Source organism: Alteromonas sp. ABE4_545 (genome assembly GCF_056161325.1).
Window position 1 is genome coordinate 24,671 of the sequence record NZ_JBSWYY010000027.1, and the last position, 18,779, is coordinate 43,449.

18 protein-coding genes are annotated in these 18,779 nt (G+C 46.6%); 8 read left to right on the forward strand and 10 right to left on the reverse strand.

Annotated features, from left to right (window positions below; genetic code table 11):
- Window positions 1-54 precede the first annotated feature (54 nt).
- Complete coding sequence (locus ACXAH6_RS17260) at window positions 55-615, reverse strand: PhnA domain-containing protein (protein WP_474878847.1); 561 nt, start codon at window positions 613-615, stop codon at window positions 55-57.
- Between the two features lie 126 nt (window positions 616-741).
- Entirely contained in the window at window positions 742-1,314 is a 573-nt protein-coding gene (locus ACXAH6_RS17265; protein ID WP_474878876.1) for a lipocalin family protein, read from the reverse strand.
- Window positions 1,315-1,491: 177 nt separating this feature from the next.
- Between ACXAH6_RS17265 and ACXAH6_RS17270 the strand changes: the two genes are divergently transcribed.
- Both ACXAH6_RS17270 and gloA2 read left to right on the forward strand, forming a co-directional pair.
- Window positions 1,492-2,448 (forward strand): aldo/keto reductase, encoded by a 957-nt coding sequence (locus ACXAH6_RS17270; RefSeq protein ID WP_474878849.1) that lies wholly within the window; start codon window positions 1,492-1,494, stop codon window positions 2,446-2,448.
- Window positions 2,448-2,843 (forward strand): SMU1112c/YaeR family gloxylase I-like metalloprotein, encoded by a 396-nt coding sequence (gloA2, locus tag ACXAH6_RS17275; RefSeq protein ID WP_474878851.1) that lies wholly within the window; start codon window positions 2,448-2,450, stop codon window positions 2,841-2,843. The genes ACXAH6_RS17270 and gloA2 overlap by 1 nt, the downstream gene beginning before the upstream one ends.
- Window positions 2,844-2,887: 44 nt before the next feature.
- Here the strand turns inward: gloA2 and ACXAH6_RS17280 are convergent, their stop codons facing one another.
- Window positions 2,888-3,439 (reverse strand): TetR/AcrR family transcriptional regulator, encoded by a 552-nt coding sequence (locus tag ACXAH6_RS17280; protein WP_474878852.1) that lies wholly within the window; start codon window positions 3,437-3,439, stop codon window positions 2,888-2,890.
- Between the two features lie 104 nt (window positions 3,440-3,543).
- On the opposite strand from ACXAH6_RS17280, the gene ACXAH6_RS17285 reads away from it, so the two are divergent.
- Entirely contained in the window at window positions 3,544-4,008 is a 465-nt protein-coding gene (locus tag ACXAH6_RS17285; RefSeq protein WP_474878854.1) for an HPP family protein, read from the forward strand.
- Window positions 4,009-4,050: 42 nt separating this feature from the next.
- On the opposite strand, the gene ACXAH6_RS17290 is transcribed toward ACXAH6_RS17285, so the two are convergent.
- Together ACXAH6_RS17290 and ACXAH6_RS17295 are read right to left on the reverse strand one after the other, a co-directional pair.
- Entirely contained in the window at window positions 4,051-5,268 is a 1,218-nt protein-coding gene (locus tag ACXAH6_RS17290; protein WP_474878877.1) for an MFS transporter, read from the reverse strand.
- 103 nt (window positions 5,269-5,371) lie between these two features.
- Window positions 5,372-7,882 carry a TonB-dependent receptor gene (locus ACXAH6_RS17295; RefSeq protein WP_474878855.1) on the reverse strand — a complete coding sequence of 837 codons (2,511 nt, stop codon included), beginning with the start codon at window positions 7,880-7,882 and terminating at the stop codon, window positions 5,372-5,374.
- A 286-nt stretch (window positions 7,883-8,168) separates the two neighbouring features.
- On the opposite strand from ACXAH6_RS17295, the gene ACXAH6_RS17300 reads away from it, so the two are divergent.
- Window positions 8,169-10,115, forward strand: a complete 1,947-nt coding sequence (locus ACXAH6_RS17300; RefSeq protein WP_474878857.1) for an alpha-amylase family glycosyl hydrolase — start codon at window positions 8,169-8,171, stop codon at window positions 10,113-10,115.
- Window positions 10,116-10,350: 235 nt separating this feature from the next.
- On the forward strand, window positions 10,351-10,557 hold the full coding sequence (locus tag ACXAH6_RS17305; protein ID WP_474878859.1) for a hypothetical protein: 207 nt from the start codon (window positions 10,351-10,353) through the stop codon (window positions 10,555-10,557).
- 31 nt (window positions 10,558-10,588) lie between these two features.
- Here ACXAH6_RS17305 and folE read toward each other — a convergent pair whose 3' ends face one another.
- Window positions 10,589-11,275, reverse strand: a complete 687-nt coding sequence (gene folE / locus ACXAH6_RS17310) for a GTP cyclohydrolase I FolE (RefSeq protein ID WP_474878861.1) — start codon at window positions 11,273-11,275, stop codon at window positions 10,589-10,591.
- A gap of 138 nt (window positions 11,276-11,413) precedes the next feature.
- Here folE and folM point away from each other — a divergent pair, with 138 nt between their 5' ends.
- The 3 genes from folM (at window position 11,414) to ACXAH6_RS17325 (ending at window position 14,123) form a co-directional block, all read left to right on the forward strand.
- Window positions 11,414-12,121 (forward strand): dihydromonapterin reductase, encoded by a 708-nt coding sequence (folM, locus tag ACXAH6_RS17315; protein WP_474878863.1) that lies wholly within the window; start codon window positions 11,414-11,416, stop codon window positions 12,119-12,121.
- 66 nt (window positions 12,122-12,187) lie between these two features.
- Window positions 12,188-13,243, forward strand: coding sequence for an agmatine deiminase family protein (locus ACXAH6_RS17320; RefSeq protein WP_474878865.1), 1,056 nt, complete (start codon window positions 12,188-12,190; stop codon window positions 13,241-13,243).
- Window positions 13,230-14,123, forward strand: a complete 894-nt coding sequence (locus tag ACXAH6_RS17325; RefSeq protein WP_474878867.1) for a carbon-nitrogen hydrolase — start codon at window positions 13,230-13,232, stop codon at window positions 14,121-14,123. The genes ACXAH6_RS17320 and ACXAH6_RS17325 overlap by 14 nt, the downstream gene beginning before the upstream one ends.
- Here the strand turns inward: ACXAH6_RS17325 and pdeM are convergent, their stop codons facing one another.
- The 4 genes from pdeM to ACXAH6_RS17345 all read right to left on the reverse strand — a co-directional run bounded on the left by pdeM (window position 14,124) and on the right by ACXAH6_RS17345 (window position 18,652).
- The gene (pdeM, locus tag ACXAH6_RS17330; protein WP_474878869.1) at window positions 14,124-14,849 is read right to left on the reverse strand and encodes a ligase-associated DNA damage response endonuclease PdeM; all 726 of its coding nucleotides are present in this window, start codon (window positions 14,847-14,849) and stop codon (window positions 14,124-14,126) included.
- A complete protein-coding gene (locus tag ACXAH6_RS17335) occupies window positions 14,836-17,295 on the reverse strand; it encodes a ligase-associated DNA damage response DEXH box helicase (RefSeq protein WP_474878871.1) in 2,460 nt (819 codons plus the stop codon). Before ACXAH6_RS17335 ends, pdeM begins: the two co-directional genes overlap by 14 nt.
- Window positions 17,296-17,381: 86 nt before the next feature.
- Window positions 17,382-18,041 carry a glutathione S-transferase family protein gene (locus tag ACXAH6_RS17340; RefSeq protein WP_474878872.1) on the reverse strand — a complete coding sequence of 220 codons (660 nt, stop codon included), beginning with the start codon at window positions 18,039-18,041 and terminating at the stop codon, window positions 17,382-17,384.
- Between the two features lie 2 nt (window positions 18,042-18,043).
- Window positions 18,044-18,652 (reverse strand): glutathione S-transferase family protein, encoded by a 609-nt coding sequence (locus tag ACXAH6_RS17345; RefSeq protein ID WP_474878874.1) that lies wholly within the window; start codon window positions 18,650-18,652, stop codon window positions 18,044-18,046.
- Window positions 18,653-18,779: the final 127 nt, after the last annotated feature.

The window sequence follows — 18,779 nt, forward strand, 5'->3', positions numbered from 1 at the left end:
GCCACATCAGTGGCTCGGCTCAAATGAGAATGTGGCAAGAATACCTTAGAATGATTAAGATTTCTTCGTATATGCGGCAATTATAACAATACGCTGGCCGTTTATCTTCCCTTCAATATGCAGCGGGTTGCTGCTGAGTGCGATGTTGCGCACGGGCGTGCCGCGTTTCGCGGTAAAATTTGCCCCTTTCACGTTCAAGTCTTTAATTAAATGAACGTTGTCGCCGGCTTGTAACACGTCGCCATTGCTATCTAATGTGGGTTCGGCCGACTCATCAGGCAAACCGGCATCCGCCCATGCTTGCAACTCTTCGTCTAAGTACAACATATCGAGCAAATCCTGAGCCCAGGTTTCACTGCTTATTTTTTTGAGCTGACGATAAGCCATCACTTGTACCGCCGGTACAGGAGACCACATACTGTCATTCAAACAACGCCAGTGATTAAGATCTAATTCGGCTTCATCGGTGAGTTGACCATGACATTGGCCACATACTTGAATGGTCGCATCAACACCCACAGTAGGCGATTCTGGCACTGCAAAAAACGTCAGTCCGTCTTGACTACCACACAACTCGCAGGCATCGCCGGCTCTCGCTTGAACTTGCTTTTCCATTACGGGGTAAACCTATAAAAAAATGAGTCTAAAAAAGTGCGCGGAGTATACCACAATTTTTATATGGTTTTTCGACTTGTCAATTTTCTGTCTTTCTAACCGAACCACTCTGCTTTCCTTCGTCATTTAAGGCAATAATGCGGCGGTTTTCATGGGTGTTTGATCAACATAGATTAACTGTTGTGTATCAAAGCCAAGAGCGCTGGCCTTGTTGACGAGTGCATTTAGGATGTCGTTAGGCAGTGTTGGTGTGCGCGACAGCACCCACAGGTAGTCGGTATCGGGGCCTGTTATCAGTGCGTATTGATAGTCTATTTTGTCGAGTTCTGCCACCACATAACTGGCATAAAACGGGCCAAAGAAAGAAACTTTTAAATGCCCTGTTTGTTCGTCTGACACAAAGTACGCTTTCCCTTCAGCCTCTTCCCATTCGTCATTCTCTTCGCTGTAGCCACGGTTTATCACTTTTACTCCGCCGTCTTCTCGCAACGAATACGTTGCGGTTACATGGCTTAAACCTTCTTCAAAACTGTGGTTTAAACGCGCGACCTCATACCATTTGCCGAGATATTGGTTGAGTGTAAATCCATCAACAGGTTTAACCCCTTCCGGAACGGAAGTGCTGCAGCCCATTACGCCTAAAACTAAAAACAAACAAAGAAGCCCACGTACAATCACAATTTGTATCCTTTTTAAAATTCGTCAAGTAATGTAAAGGCGGCCGTTAAAAATAGAAAACTGGTCGCATTCGCGTTGGCGTAATGCCATCCGTATTTCACTATGATTACCAACACGCAGTTATGCATACGTTTTCTATGGCAAGCAAGTTTAGTCTGCGTTAGCCTTTTACTACACAAAAAATAAAATAGTGCCATTATGATAAAGAAATATTTGCCGTCAGCGTCAAAACTGGTTTTTGGATGCATGGGTCTTGGGGGCAGTTGGGATAACACACCCTATTCCGATGCCGACTTAGCTCTTGCACATCAAAGTGTTGATACCGCACTCGAAAACGGCATAAATGTTTTCGATCATGCCGATATTTATACATATACCAAAGCTGAGCAAGTCTTTGGGGAAGTACTCAAATCACGGCCGACACTGCGTGACAATATCATCATTCAATCAAAATGCGGTATCCGTTTTGAAGATGAACAAGGCCCAAAGCGTTACGACTTTTCATCCGAATGGATTACCTATTCTGTCGACAACATTCTTAAACGTTTGCACATCGAACAGCTTGACGTATTGCTGTTACATCGTCCCGATCCACTGATAGAACTCGAATCATTGTCTTCGTGCTTGAATAAACTGCACAAAGACGGAAAGTTTAAGTTTATCGGCGTGTCGAACATGCACGCTGCACAAATGCAATATTTGCAGTCAGCACTGGATTTTCCAATTATCGCCAATCAATTAGAAATGAGTTTGGCACACAGAGATTGGTTGGAAGATGGCATGACCACAGGCAGCTTACTTAATCGCAACATGGGTTTTGCGCCGGGTACTATTGAATATTGCCAGATGCACAATGTGCAACTACAAGCGTGGGGCAGTTTAGCTCAGGGCAAATACACCGGAGCGGGCGATTTAACCGATCCCGTGATTAAAGCCACCACTGATCGCGTTGCGCAACTGGCTGCAGAATATAGCGTGAGTAAAGAAGCCATCGTTTTAGCTTGGCTTATGCGTCATCCCAGCCAGATACAACCGGTAATTGGCACCACCAACCCGCTGCGAATTAACGCCGCTGCTCAAGCAGTTAACGTGCAACTTTCCCGTGAGCACTGGTACAGCTTACTGGAAGTAGCTCGTGGCCAAGAGGTGCCATAATGCTATCAGGATTTCATCACGTCGCTATCATTTGTAGCGATTACCCAACCAGTAAAGCTTTTTACGTCAATGTACTTGGCTTGGTGGTGATTGCTGAAAATTACCGAGAGGCGCGCCAATCATACAAATGTGATTTGGCTTTGCCCGACGGAGGGCAAATTGAGTTGTTTTCTTTTCCGGGTGCACCAGTACGGCCGAGCCGCCCAGAAGCACAAGGGCTGCGTCACCTCGCATTTCGTGTAGATGACATTGATGCCGCTATCGCGCATTTGGCAACGCACGGTGTTACCTGCGAACCTATTCGCGTCGACCCCTATACCAACAAACGATTTACGTTTTTTCAAGACCCCGACGCTTTGCCATTAGAGCTGTACGAGGTAAGTACCCGTTCATAAAACACCGAGTAAGCGCGGCATTAGCTTCGCTATGCTCGGTGACATCAACGTCTAAACAAGCTCACAATCACAGGCAAACAGCGTTCTGCCGCTTGTGAGTCTTGTGCCAATTGAGCGGTGACTATCGCGCCTTCTTTGATCAGCATCAGGGTATCAATAACGGTATCGCTGTTGCGGTCTAACGCCCGTTTTAACAACTGACGTGTGCCTTGCTTATGGGCCTGACAGTATCGATGGATTTCACTGTCGTAATCAGCCCACTCTGCAGCAGTGTTGATAAAGTAGCAGCCACGAAACTCCGCTAAAATCTCAACGCGGCCATTAAACCAATCAGTAAGTCCGTTGAACAAGGACGTTACGCGGTCAACATCGTTGTCATGACCAGCGAGTAACGAGTGATACCAACCACTAAATACCGCATCACGGTATTCCAACGTTGCCATAATTAACGCTTCTTTGCTGCCAAAGTGGTGGTATAGCGTTTTCTTTGCGATACCCGACTCCGAGAGAATTTCATTAATACCAACAGAATTGACCCCGTGCTTATAGAAAAGCTGAAGTGCAGTTGTGATCAATTGATTGCGTTTTTCACTCATATATCTATCTACCAAAGAGGATGACACAGACATATTGACAGAAAGAGACAAACCTGTCTACATTAAATAAAGAGACAGACTTGTATACTTATTAAGAGGAAACCATGAACACGCTCTCACACGCTATTGTCGCAGGTATAGGCACAATGCTCGCCATTGCTACTCTCGGCTTTGCCCAAGCACTGCACCCAGATATTATTTGGGTGATGGCACCTTTTGGTGCCACGGCAGTACTCTTATTCGGGCTACCTGCCAGCCCGCTTGCCCAACCTAAAAACGTGATTGGCGGACATATGATCACATCGATAATCGGGGTTGTTTTCGCGACGTTCTTTGCCATTAACCCTATCAGCTTAGCAGTTGCAACAGGTTTAGGGGTATCAGCCATGATGATCACTAAAACCACCCATCCACCCGCTGGCGCCAATCCTTTGCTCATTATGCTAACAGGGCAAACATGGAGTTTCCTGTTCACCCCAGTTCTCATAGGCGCAGTGGCCCTAGTGATTATTGGGCGGCTCTTTCAACGGTCGCAACGCGTTTTTCAAAACAATGAAAAAAGCCAGTAAGAATACTGGCTTTTCAAGGTTTACATTACAGAGCTGGCGCTTTTAGCTAGCGCCGTATTCCGTCGCTTCTACTTCTGCTAAACGTTTTTCGGTGGGTCGCATTACATAGTTAAATAGCAAGCCTAAAAACAACAGCGCGGCAAAACCTGTAGCAACAATAAACCCATATTTAGCATCACCACCCATGGCATCACTCACGACTCCCATAATTAAAGGCCCTGCGGCAGCGCCCGCGGCGGTAAAAAATAGAATGACGCCAGCCACACTACCGTGCTGATGCTTTGGAAAACAACTGATCCCCTTCGAGTTAAATGTTGGATAAATCACCGACATGAAGATCCCCGTTAATGGGAACAGGTAAAGTGCAACGTGCTTGCCTGCTAACAAACCCAACCCAAAACAGAGCACGATTGCCAAACTAAACAGCATCAATACCAAAGACCAGTTGAAATGGGCCATCATCCATATACCCAAAAAACGTCCAGCGGCACGCAGAATAAAGAAAGCCGTAACCGAATACACCGCTAACATGTGCTGTGCACCCGCCGCATAACAATCGTATGTGGCCTGCACACTGGTGGCATCACACACGAGATAGCTCGGCATCCATACGTATATAGCGCTTTCAGCCGCAACGTATAAAAACGCACCAACAGAAAATCCCATCGCATAAGGATTTTTCATAAGCTTCAAACTCTGTTTGAATGACACCTTTTCTATGGTTTCTGAATGGGCCGTGTATTGAGGATATTTCACCAGTGCCGCACCAACGATGAGCACGGTGCACACGCCACCCGCAATCACATACAGCCATTGCCAAGGCACGCCCTGCGATACCAAGTACGCAACAATCAATGGCCCAATAATTGCGCCCACGCCGAAGAAAGCTTCGGCCCCATTCATTGTCGAGGTGTGTTGCTTTGTTGAGGTAGATATATCGCCAATGAGCGCTAATGCACCTGTTTTAAATACCCCTACGGCTACACCCGACAGGGTCATCAAACTAACAATTAGCACGAAATCATTCGCGGCTAAAAAAGCATAACAGGCTAAACCAAACATCGTCAGGCCCATGATGATCGTGGTTTTGCGCCCATACTTATCGGCAAGGAAACCTAAAAACAGACCGGATAATGCGATGCCCAACATGGGTAACGAGTGCATTAAACTGGCTTGGGTATTAGTTACCGAAAAAGCCACTTTGACTTCTTTGATAATGACGCCCACTGAATCAGATGTCATCGCGAACATCATAAACATCAGATAAGTTAACCAACGAATGGTATGGCTGTTAGCTTGTTGTTTCATAAACTTACTCACTGCAAAAATGGCGAAGCATACGCCCCGCCACTTAATTTACGTTTTATTCAAACGTGTACTTCACCGACAGTGTAGTGGTGCGCCCGTTTAACGGGCGAGCACGAATAATATCGCCAGCACTTGCCGCTGACTCTTCCGACTCAGTCACTACAAATTCATCTGTCGCATTATTAACGTTCAGTGATACTGAAAAGTTATCGCTCACTTGCCAGCTAGCAAACAAGTTCACAATATTATAGGCGTCTTGCTTCAACTCGTTGCTGTCTTGCAAATAAAATTCAGACGACCCCTGAACTGCAGCACCTACAGTGAACTCATCAAATGTGTACTGAGGTACGATAGTCCAGATAAAATCAGCTTGGCGACGTGGCGTGTTGCCAACCAAAGATGCATCGTTCACGTCTTTGCTAATTTCAGCATCGGTCCATGTAAGGTTACCCACTACTGCAAAGTTATCAGTAACGCTCCAATCACCTTCAAGCTCTAAGCCGGTTGCTTCGTATTCACGAATAAACGTCAGCCCGCTGGTCACTTCAGCCTGAGTATCTTCGGTCACAGTACTAAATACCGTTCCGTTGATATTGAATGTTTTAGCTGCGTATTTTACGCCTACTTCAAATTGCTTGGTCTCATCGAAGCCCGATGTAGTGCTGGTTAAGCTGCCATCAGTATTCAACGTACCCGCGATTTGCAACAAACGGTCGGCAATAGCGCGACTACCTTTGCTGTAACGTGCAAATACAGTGGTATGGTCGTTATACAAGTACGAGCCACCTAACGAGTAAGACAAATTGCTTGCTTCGTAGTTGACGACTTGGCTAGCTGCGCCAGCATGATTCAAATTAATCACACCACCGGCAAAACCAAAGCCGTTAGAAGCGGAGGCATCTTCGCTATTACCGTCAATGACGCCATTGCCATCAAGGTCAAAGTCAGTGGTACCACCACAACATGAGTTGATCATTTCTCCATTGGCTTGCACGGTGTCGTAACGCGCACTCACATCGAAGATCCAATCGTCGTTCAACTCAAAACCAACGTTTACGTATGGCGCGGTTGTGGTGTAATCCAAGTCCCAGTGATAAGACAAGAAACTTGGCGCCCACAAACCATTGTCAACTAACACGTTTCCGTCGGCGTCGGTAATATTCAGGTATTGAGAATTCGAGCCGTCGATGGTTTGAATGTAAGTTGGCCAGCTATTCCAACTGGTTTCTACTGCTTGACGTGAATAGTAGTATCCACCCGTGATTGATACCCCGTTGTCGAACTCTTTGCGCAAGCTAAAATCATTGATCATGTTACCAAGGTCATGAATTGTCGTGTCGAACAACAAGTTCAAAAATGTCATGCCTGTGTAAGCTTCGCCTTCGCCCGGCCCGTTCGCTAATGTCACTGTAGTACTGCTGCAGTTGAAGCTATTACCTTCGCCGTCAGTGGCAGAGGCACAAATAGCGGCTGCCATACTGTCGGCGCTTTGCGGGCCATAATCACCAAAGGTATCGGTAAATGGCGAAATAAAGCCACCGCTTACATCGCTGATACGGAATTTGTTGAGTAAGAACAAGTTGTCGGCCACTTCAAGGTCGACTTCAATGCCAAAAGAATCTACGTTCGACTCAATGCCGTCGGTCAGGTCGCGATTAACCGGGTTGCCGTAGGCATCAAAAGTACTGATGTTGGTTGTATAAGCAGAGTGCAAGGTTTGGCTAGACGCATCGAAGTTTTCCAACGCGCCAAAACTGCCGTTTGATTTAACCAAAACCGGAGACGGCAAATACGTAGTGACTTTGTCATCCAAATGTTTGAAGAAAAAGCGTACATGACCGTTGTCTAGCAACTTGGTGATGTTCATTTTCACCTGACCGCCTTGGTCGCCTTGATAGCCAGTGTCACGAGGGCCTTCACCACTGCGAGCGAAACCGCCAATGTGGTAGTAAAGATCATCAGAAATTTCGCCGCCGTAAGAAAAATCAAGGCGGAATTCGTCGTAATCAACACCAAAAGTTGTACCAATCGCGCCACCGCCATATTCGCCGGTATTGCTGATCATGTTGATCACACCACCTGGTGAGTTACTGGCAAACGTTGATGCTGAACCACCGCGCACAGATTCAATACGCTGTACTGACCAATCGTAGCGCAAGAAATTATCTGCGTTGCCGAAGTTAATATCACCGTATTCCAACACTGGTAGGCCATCTTCATGCAATTGCATAAACTTAGACCCACCCGTTGCTAATGGAATACCGCGGATTGTGATATTGGCATTACCACCGCCGCCTGAAGACTCAGCACGGATACCTGGAATTGCGCGGAACGCTTCAGCCGTAGAACGGGGGGCCAGTTGAGCAATGGCTTCTTCGTCCATCGAGCTAACAGAAACGCTAGCAGCTTGCATTGTGGTGCCTGCTGGCGCGGCTGTTACCACTATGTTCTCAAATTTTTTGTCTTCGGCTTTAGCAGCATTGTCAGCTTCTTGCGCAATCGCGGTACCCGAAAGGGCGAACGCAATCGCAGTACTCAGGATATGAGGCTTAGCAATCAAGCGCATGGTTTTCTCCAGTTATCTTGTGCTTATCAATTAACAACTATTTATCAAACTAAATGATCACAAAACTTAATCATTTAACAAAAACAACCCTGAAATTTCAAATCAACTATGAATTTTGGCCACAAATGTTCTATAAACATGTAACGATATTGTTGAATAAATCTCTTAATCGTTTAAGATTAAACTACCAAAAGTTAAAAAAGCTGTAAACAACTTTGTGAAACTTTTGTAAAACTTGTATTCACAGAGCAGTGTGGGACGTGATGCCCATAGCAGGAGAGATCGAATGAATTATGCCGCTGACAGTGCACTTTGCTTAGCACGTATTTTGGCAACGATAGACCTAAGTGTGGTATCGAAACGCGATGCTGCTTTATTCAAACAACGATTAGAAACTCATTTTGAAGCTTTGTTCTCGCGCTATGTTGAAGTGTATGGTCATCAATATGACTGCCATTTCCATCTGCAATCTTTGGTTGAAACCCTACTGGTTGGCTTTAAGCAGCGTAAAGCTAAACTCAAGCAACAAGATAAACAGCGCCTTGCCGACCCTCTATGGTATCGCTCTGAAGAGCATATCGGAATGGCCTGCTACGTCGACCTTATGGGGCCGACACTAAAAGACTTAAAAGATAAAATTCCTTACTTCCAATCTTTGGGTCTCACCTACTTACACCTAATGCCTCTATATGATGCGCCCGAGGGCGATAGCGATGGTGGGTATGCAGTGTCTAACTATCGCAAGGTCAATCCTCAATTGGGGGATATGAAAGACTTAGAAGACCTAGCCAGTGCCCTGCAAGAAGTAGGCATTAATCTTGTACTTGATTTCGTGTTCAATCACACGTCAGACGAACACCCATGGGCAAAAGCCGCTCTCAGTGGCGACCCACAGTATCAAAACTACTACTATTTATATGACGACCGCACCATTCCAGACCAATTTGAACACACTCTGCGAGAAATTTTCCCGCAAGTTCGCCGCGGTAGCTATACCTTTAACGACACCATGCAAAAATGGGTATGGACAACCTTCAACAGCTTTCAATGGGATTTGAATTACAGCAACCCAGAAGTATTTAATGCCATTACGGCAGAAATGCTGTTTCTTGCCAACATTGGTTGTGCTGCACTGCGTTTGGATGCACTCGCATTTATCTGGAAGGAATTGGGCACAGATTGTGAAAACCAGCCCAAAGCTCATGCGTTGATTCAAGCATTCAACTACTGCTTACAAATAGTGGCTCCTGCGGTGGTGTTCAAATCTGAAGCCATTGTGCACCCCGACGAAGTGCTCAAATACGTACACAAAAATGAATGCCAGCTATCGTACAACCCTCTCATGATGGCATTATTGTGGAATAGTATGGCTACTCGCAAAACCAATTTGTTGAATGACTCAATGAAGAAAAGCTTTGCGATCCCATCTGATACCACCTGGGTGAATTACGCCCGTTGTCATGACGATATCGGTTGGACCTTCGACGACGCAGTAGCGTGGAATAGAGGTGTAAACCCTCACGATCATCGCTATTTCCTCAATCAGTTCTTTACCGGAAGATTCGACGGCTCCTATGCAGCCGGGGTGCCATTTGCTGAGAACCCATCCAACGGCGATTGCAGAGTGTGTGGCACACAGGCTTCGCTAACCGGCTTAGAAAAAGCCGTCACGAACAATGATACTGTGGGCGCTGACATGGCAGTGAAGCGCATCATGTTGTTGCACGGCATCATCATGAGTATTGGTGGTATCCCGCTACTTTACTCAGGCGATGAAGTTGGATTACTGAATGATTACAGCTACCGCAACGATAACAGTAAAGCTCACGACGACCGTTGGGTTCATCGTGTCGCTGTACCCGAATCTCATATTGAGCATGTCAGCCAACCGCTATCAAGCAAAGACTCAGTGCTACTCAATGCTCAAAAACGTATTTTCCAAGGGCTAGCAGGTTTGATCAGGTTAAGAAAACAATATTCAGTATTTGGGCAAGCCAGTACTGAAATCGTCGACACCGGAAACCAACACACTTTCGCTTATTTACGTAAGCACGACAACGGCGAAAGGCTGCTGGTCGTGTGTAACTTTAGCGACTTTAGCCAAACCCTCACACTGCCACATCACGTATTACAACAGTGTGATAAAGCCAAAGATTTGCTCAGTGAAAAAACGCTGAACTCATCCACACCCATTACCCTCTCTCCGTATGAGCAATGTTGGTACTTTGCCTAGTAAGTGAGTTTGTGGCCGCATCTGCGGCCATTTTTTTAAACTTAATTAGTTTACTTCTCAACGACTTGAAAAATTCTCCAATGCCTTTGCTGGCGAAACCCACATACTGCACTAAGCTTCATGGCGAGAGGCTCTAATTCTAACGGGCTTCAGAGGAATGAGTTAGGCAATTCATTTGCTAAATCACGACGGCAGTTAGCAGGACGCTAACAAAAAAGAAATTCAAGGATATTTAATGAGTGATAGCTCAAGCCAACGTCACGAATACATGTGCCCAGAATGCGGGCATATTAATCAGGTAAGTCCCGAACAAGTCGTTGATAAATACACCGAACAACTGGTGCATTGCCAATCGTGTAAACGGCCATTAGAAATGATGGTTGCCGATGGTGTCGATAACCAGCTGAACTTAGTGGTAACGACTGTCTTCCCAACTAAATAGCCAGTCGCCTTAATGCGACTGGCTTAATGCCTTAGCGGCTAAAAAACTCACGACGTAAATCTGGATTAGTAGCAAACTGCCCACCCAACGCCGAGGTAGTAGTGTAAGAATTATTGTCTCGAATACCACGCGCCTTCACACAGTAATGCGTAGCATTGATGCTCACGGCCACATCATCTGTGCCCGTTAATGCTTGCAAGGCCACCAGCACTTGTTGATTAAGACGCTCTTGTACTTGAGGTCGTTGAGCAAAAAAGCCAACTAATCGATTAATTTTCGATAACCCAATTACCGTGTCTTTAGGAATGTAGGCAACATTCGCTGTACCATCTATGGTCACTAAGTGGTGCTCACACGTACTCGTTAAGCTCACATCATTAATCTGCACAGGCTGATTGAGCTGCATTTTATTCTCGATCTGAGTAATTTTGGGGAAATTGCGATAATCCAAACCAGAGAAAATTTCGTCAACGTACATTTTGGCGATGCGTTGTGGGGTTTCCATTAAGCTGTCGTCGGTCAAATCAAGGCCGAGCGTTTCCAGCACGTCACGCATGGCATGCTCAATTCGTTCACGCTTTTGTTCGTTAGACAGGTTGTTTTCCACCATTGGGGTTTCTAACCCCTTAGCTTCCAATGCTTTACGCACCAAACGCGCCTCTCTTGAGAGGTTAAGTTCTAACGCATCGCGAACAACTACGGCTTCTTTTGCTAACATTCACTTATTCCGTCACAGCTTCATCTGGCCCTTATACGGCTAATACTAGCCAAAGGGTTTACTCAGTGTTTAAACTTCTTACTTTCGATCTAATGCCTGCGCCTTGTCGTAGATAGTAACCAACTCATAGGAGGCAACTTGTCACTACCCATATTAATCACTGGCGGCGCTCAGCGACTCGGTCTCGCGATTGCTGAAGATCTACTCAAGCAAAACATTCCGTTGATTGTAACATATCGCAGCGAAAAACCCGCAGTGAATCAATTGAAAGAACAAGGCGTGACCGTAATTCAAGCGGATTTTAGCACCCAAGCGGGCATTGAGCGAGCGATTGCATCGATTAAATCCTGTGCGCCCCAATTACGTGGGATTATTCACAACGCGTCAGATTGGGATGCCGAATCCAGCGAGATACCGGCGCACGAATTGTTAGCGAAGATGATGCAAGTACACGCAAGCGCCCCGTATCAAATTAACTTGGCGCTGAAAGATGCCCTCACATCTCATGGCAAGTTTGCCGACATCATTCACATGACAGACTATGTGCAAAACAAAGGCAGTGACAAACACATCGCCTATGCCGCCAGTAAAGCCGCACTGCATAATTTAACCCTGTCATTTGCCAAGCTTTATTCACCCAATGTAAAAGTGAACAGCATTGCGCCAGCGCTATTGATGTTTAACGAATGGGACGATGATGAATATCGCGAGCGTTCGTTGTATAAATCGCTTCTTGAGCATATTCCTGGGGCGGTAGAAGCGGTAAAAGCGGTGAATTACTTGCTGGACTCTGAGTATATGACAGGCGAAACCTTGCACATTAACGGCGGGCGACATCTTAAATGATTGGAGCAAAGGCCGTCACTGGCTATACTTGGCCACTGAAAACTATCAATACATTGTGAGATTTGAGTGAAAACAACGCTGATCCCAGAATGGGCGCCTGTCGAGGCAGTCATTCTTGCATGGCCACACAAAGATACCGATTGGGCCCCCTGGCTCAAACAAGTCAGGCAAACCTACTTGAGCCTTATTGCTACACTTAATCAGTACGGTACGCCCGTGGTACTGTTGGCGGTTAATGACGACATCGCAGCATTAAAGGCGATATTGCCGAGCGACGCCAAAGTGATGATCCTACCCAGTGAATACAATGATACCTGGGCGCGAGACTACGCGTTTTTAACCTGTGCGTCAGAGCAAGGTAACGTACCGGTAGAATTCACTTTTAATGGCTGGGGCCAAAAATTCGATGCCAGCAAAGACAACTTGGTCAACCAACGTTTTCTTGCTCCGCTATGCCAACAACCGCTGCGCTCTAGTAGCATCGTAGCCGAAGGCGGTGCGCTGGAAATTGACGATAACGGCCACCTTTTGTCGACCGCGTCTTGCTTATTCAATCCGCTGCGAAATAGCGATATGCAAGCTTCAGCATATCAAGAAACCTTCACCGACATGCTGGGCTGTAAACAATTCACGGTACTCAACCACGGTCATTTAGAAGGCGACGATACCGACGGCCACATCGATACGCTAGTGCGTTTCACCCTGAACAAAGGCGTGGTTATTCAAGCCTGTGAAAATCGTCCTGAAGACAGTCACTATACAGGCCTGTCACAACTTGCCGCAGAGTGTTTACAGGCATTACCACAGCATCAACAATTTTTGCTACCACTTCCCGACATGTATAACGATGAGGGTGAACGGCTACCTGCATCTTATGCTAACTATTTAATTGCCAATAACGCGGTCTTTGCGCCTATTTATAACCAAGCTGAAGACCAGTCGGCGATTGAGGTTTTACAGGTTGCTTATCCTGACCACACAATCGTTCCCATTGATTGTTCACCCCTAGTACAACAATTTGGCAGCCTCCATTGTATTAGCATGCAGGTACCTAAAAATACATTCCACCCCCACGTGGTAGCTCAACTTCAACAAGGAGTTTCAATCTATGGCGAATCGTAAATTAAAGGTCGGTTTGGTGCAGCAATCTGTCGCCGACAACGACAAGCTAACTAACTGGACAAAAAGCGCTGAGCAAGTGACCAAGCTCGCCAGTGAAGGATGCGAGTGTATTTTATTGCAAGAACTCCATTCCACCTTGTATTTCTGTCAGGAAGAAGACACCAACGCTTTTGACCTTGCTGAGCCCATTCCCGGCCCAGCCACAGAGTTTTTTGGCGATCTCGCTGAAAAACTCAATATTGTATTGGTCACGTCACTGTTCGAAAAACGTGGGTCAGGGCTATATCACAATACCGCCGTGGTGTTTGACCGCAGTAAAGAAATAGCGGGTAAATACCGTAAAATGCACATCCCTGATGACCCAGGTTTTTACGAGAAGTTTTACTTCACACCCGGCGACATGGGCTTTGAACCTATTCAAACCAGTGTAGGGAAACTCGGCGTATTGGTATGTTGGGATCAATGGTACCCAGAAGCCGCGCGCTTGATGGCAATGGCTGGCGCGGATATTCTGTTCTACCCCACTGCGATTGGTTGGGATATGACAGACACCGACGACGAACGCGAGCGCCAACACGGTGCTTGGCACACGATTCAACGTGCACATGCAGTAGCAAACTCAGTACCTGTTATTGTGGCGAATCGCACGGGCTTTGAAGCCTCACCCATTGACGGTGATCCGGGTATTCAATTCTGGGGGCAAAGCTTTATTGCAGGCCCACAAGGGGAATTACTCGCTCAAGCTTCATCGGATAAAGAAGAAACCTTAAGCGTTGAATTGGATATGACACGCACAGAACAAGTCAAACGCATTTGGCCATACTTCCGTGACCGTCGTATTGATGCTTATGGTGACTTGGTTAAACGCTGGCGCGATTAATTACAACTGCCCAACTTTAAATGGGTAGATATGAGACTGGTAAAGCAAAAATGCTTGCCGGTCTCTTCTTGGCATTAATGCCATCATATCAGCCTGTTCTATCCCCAACCCGCCGGTATACTCACCAAAAGCGGGCATAATCAGTAAAGATTCTGACTTCACAAAACACTTACCGCTTACTTGTCTACGTTGAACTTTGGCCGTAGCTTTCGGGTGATAGTGACCAATTAATTGTGCTGAAGCATTACTATTAGGCTCGTGGGTTAACACTAAGGGAATCTTTCCATCCCATTCCACTGTCGAAGCGCTGTCGCCGCCAACTTCTTCGGGCACCACAGGATCGTGATTACCAATTACCCACACCCAAGAAGAAACACTGTTAACCATAGCAATAAGATGCTCCAACACATCCACAGGCATACGAGTAACGGCTTGTTGATCGTGAAAACTGTCGCCTAAACAGATTAGTTGCTTGGGTTTGTAATCCACCAGCAGGGCATGCAGTCTCGCGAGGGTGGCCAATGTGTCTAATTGGGGTACTGGTGCAGCAAACTGATTGAGAAAGCTCGCTTTCTCCAAGTGTAAATCGGATACCACTAACGTATCGCGTTTGGGGCAATAAATAGCCCCTCTGCCATCAAGCAGAAGTAAGTGCTGACAAAACCTTGTCATAGTAATTTGATTTCGGGCTAGTTTGGCACCAAGCCAAGTATCAGTGATGGGCACTCAATAACGCTCTTACTTCTTCCAACATATCTTCGGCTTCTTGGTACAAACTCGCTTGTTCAAGCAAAGCTTGTGTCCCCGCCCCTTTAACCTGTTCACTGCGTACGTCTAACACAATGGGGATAGCTAAGGGTGAAACCTTTGGCAGCGTTTGTAAACGCACTTTACCCACAAAACGTATCAACATATCGGCTAATCGACGCAAATCGAGTAATTCTCGTTCAGCATCAGCACGGGTTACGCTTAGCAGAATATGCTCTGGATCGTATTCGCGCAAGGTGTCATAGATAAGGTCAGTAGAAAAAGTCACTTGGCGTAATGTTTTGTGGTTGCCGTGATAGCGCTGTTCAGTAAGGCCACTCACCATCGCCACATGTCGAAATGACCGCTTCAACATACTGGCTTGCAGCATCCAATCTTCTAGTTCATCACCCAGAATATCCGGTTGAAATAAAGCGTCGATATCTTCGGTTGTAAGCGGTTTTAAGGCCGCAACGGATAAGCCGTAGTCAGTCACGCTAAAACTCAATGGCTTAAGTTTGCGCTTTTCCATTCTGCGTGTCAGCAACATACCTAATGTCTGGTTCGCCTTTCTACCTTCAAAGGTGTAGTAGAGGGCATAATGGGCCTGTCGAAACGGGAATTGCTCCACCAATACTTGGAACGGAGACGGCATTTGTGAATACTCTTGCTGTAACGAAAGCCAATCTTTAACCTGCGTGGGCAACCTGCCCCATGCCTTTGGTTCGTTAATAATTTCCCGTACTCGCTCGGCAAGATGAGTGGATAAAGGGAGTTGCCCACCAACATAACTGGGTATTTTGGGTTCTTTGTTTTTTCCCGGCTTGGCGTGCACTTGCATGTCGCGAATACCATCAAAGATCAACACTTCGCCATTGAACAAAAACGAATCCCCCGGCGTGAGTTGTTGAGCAAAATACTCTTCCACTTCGCCAACCACTTTGCCTTGGTTCCCGCGCCGAATGCGTTTTACTTTTAACTTTGCCGCTTCAACAATAGTGCCTATATTCTGCCTGTGGCGTTGTATCACTTGCCTGTTAGCGGGCTTGAAGGTGCCATCGTCGTTTTGGGTCAAACGCTGATAGCGCTCATAAGCCTGTAACGCCTGCCCACCATCTGCGCAAAACTGCCATAGTTTGTCGAAGGTTTCACGACTCAAAGCCTGATAAGGCTGCGCTTTAATCACCTGCTGATAGATATCATGAGGGTGAGCAGGTTCGGAACATAAGCAATTGAGTATAAATTGAGGAATAATATCCATAGCGCCAGGATGCGCCCTGTCGCCATCTAATTCGCCTGCCGCAATGGCATCGATAGCGGCCTGACATTCCAGCGCTTCAAAACGATTGGCAGGCACCAATAATGCGCGACTTGGTTCATCTAATCTATGATTGGCTCTGCCAATGCGTTGTAAAAGGCGGCTCACACCTTTAGGCGCTCCCACTTGCACAACAAGGTCCACATCTCCCCAATCAATACCTAACTCCAATGCGGAAGTACATACGATGGCCCGTAACAGCCCTGACGCCATCATACTTTCGGTTTTTCTTCGTTGGTCTTTTTCTAACGAACCGTGATACAACGCAATGGGCAAACACTGGGTATTTTCACTCCACAACATTTGGAATACGAGCTCTGCTTGTGCCCGAGTATTCACAAAAATCAACGTGGTATTCGCTTCGCAAACAGCGTGATAGATATCACCAATAGCGTACTTCGCCAAAAAGCCGCCAAATGGCATTCGCTCAGCGCTTTCCAATAAGGTTATCGAAGGTTTTACTTTGTGCTCTACCTCTAATAGCCCAACGGGCTGGTTCGTCGGCCCCAACCATTCACACAAACTTTGTTTATCAGCCACCGTGGCAGACAACCCGATGCGCAACATATTCGGCGCGAGTGTATGCAAACGAGAAAGCGCCAATGCCAGAAAGTCCCCGCGTTTGCTGTGCTGCAAACTGTGGGCTTCGTCGATGATCACCGTATTGAGCTTGCCAAATAGCCTAGGCGCATCAGCATACGACAACATCAGCATGAGTGACTCAGGGGTAGTTAGTAAGATATTCGGCGGCTTTTTGCGCTGGCGTTGCCGCTTATGCGAAGGAGTATCACCGGTGCGTGTCTCTGCCGTAACATCAAGGCCCATGTCCTCAATAGGCTGAAGCAAGTTGCGATGAATATCTTGAGTCAGTGCTTTAAGCGGAGAAATATACAGTGTGTGTAAACCTTGCTGCGGAGATTGATGCAAGGCCAACAAACTCGGCAAGAAACCAGACAAGGTTTTACCTGCTCCAGTAGGGGTAATTAATAACGTCGATGCTCGCGTATTAGTGCGATTGAGCATCTCGGCTTGATAGGCACGCAGCGACCAACCCCGTTGAGCAAACCATTGAGAAAAAGCAACAGGAAGAATGTCTGAGTCAGCCATAGCGTTATTTTGTGTTAAATGAACACTGTATTACATCGCCATGACCGAAATAGTTCAGATTTGTGAGTGATGACTTTACCGCCCGCTCACCGAGTGACTATGTTCCTTGCCCCTTTTACCAAGCTCTCTTTGTCGATTTTGTTGGGTACCTCTACACCGCGGCGCGCTGCTGGACGGGCTTCAATACTGTTTTTCCATCGAACAAGATTCGGCAAGTCATGTAACTCAACGCCAGACCACTCATAGGTGCGAACCCAACACCAATTGGCCATATCGGCAATACTGTAGTCATCAGCCAGATACTCGTGATTGGCTAGATGCCCATCTAATACAGTGAACAATCGCCTTACTTCATTTTGGTACCGGTCGATAGCAGTGGGTATTTTTTCTTCCATATAGCGGTAGAACACATTCGCTTGCCCCATCATTGGGCCAACGCCGCCCATCTGGAACATGAGCCATTGCAACACCTGCGCCCTTGCCTTGCCAGACGAAGGCAGAAAGCGGCCTGTTTTCTCAGCCAGATAAATCATGATCGCCCCTGATTCAAATACAACTAAGTCGTCAGCATCGGTGTCTTTAATGACCGGAATGCGACCATTGGGATTCATCGCCAGAAAATCGGGCAGCTTTTGCTCTTGAGCCATAAGGTTGATAGGGTGAACGTTATAGTTCAATTCCATCTCTTCTAGTGCAACGGAAGCTTTCCATCCATTCGGTGTTGCTGCGGTATAAAGTTCTATCATAATTAGGCCTGTGCGCTTGGACGAGCACTCACAGCGTCATACCAACGCTTGAGGTTTTCGTGTTTATCTTGCATACGAATATTCACAACGCGCCCAAAGTCGATAGCACACAATGCCGTAATATCCGCAATAGAGAATTGCTCCCCTGCAATATAAGGGGTGTCTGCTAAACGCCGTTCGAGAATTGACAGATACTTACTCGCGTTGAGACCAGCTTCTTCGCCGAAAGCCGGGATCGGATTCATCCTATCTTTGAAATAGCCCGTGGTGTGTTGAAAACACAAGCCAATCTGCATCATCAAACAAAACTCGACTTGGCGCTGCCACATGGCAATAGTGCCTTTTTCCAGTGGCGTTGTACCCAGTAATGGGGGTTCGGGTTGAATGGCCTCAAAATAAGTACAAATGGCATCGGTTTCAGCAATAGCAGTACCGTCATCAAGTTCAAGAACAGGTACTTTACCTATGGGGTTTTTCTTGCGCATTTCCGGCGACATATTCTCGCCTTGTTGCAAATCGAGTTGCACGTATTCCATATCAATGCCTTTTTCAGCAAGAAAAATACGCACTCGACGAGGATTGGGGGCGGTTCTGGTTTCGTAAATTTTCATTGTCGTTATCCTGCGAATAGATTCCCCCGGGCATGCCCGGGGTTCTATCGGTTACAGCTCCATTCGGAGCTGATCTGAATCCTTCCGACCTTGATGCTCAACGTAGTTCCGTATTGTGTGCTCGTCT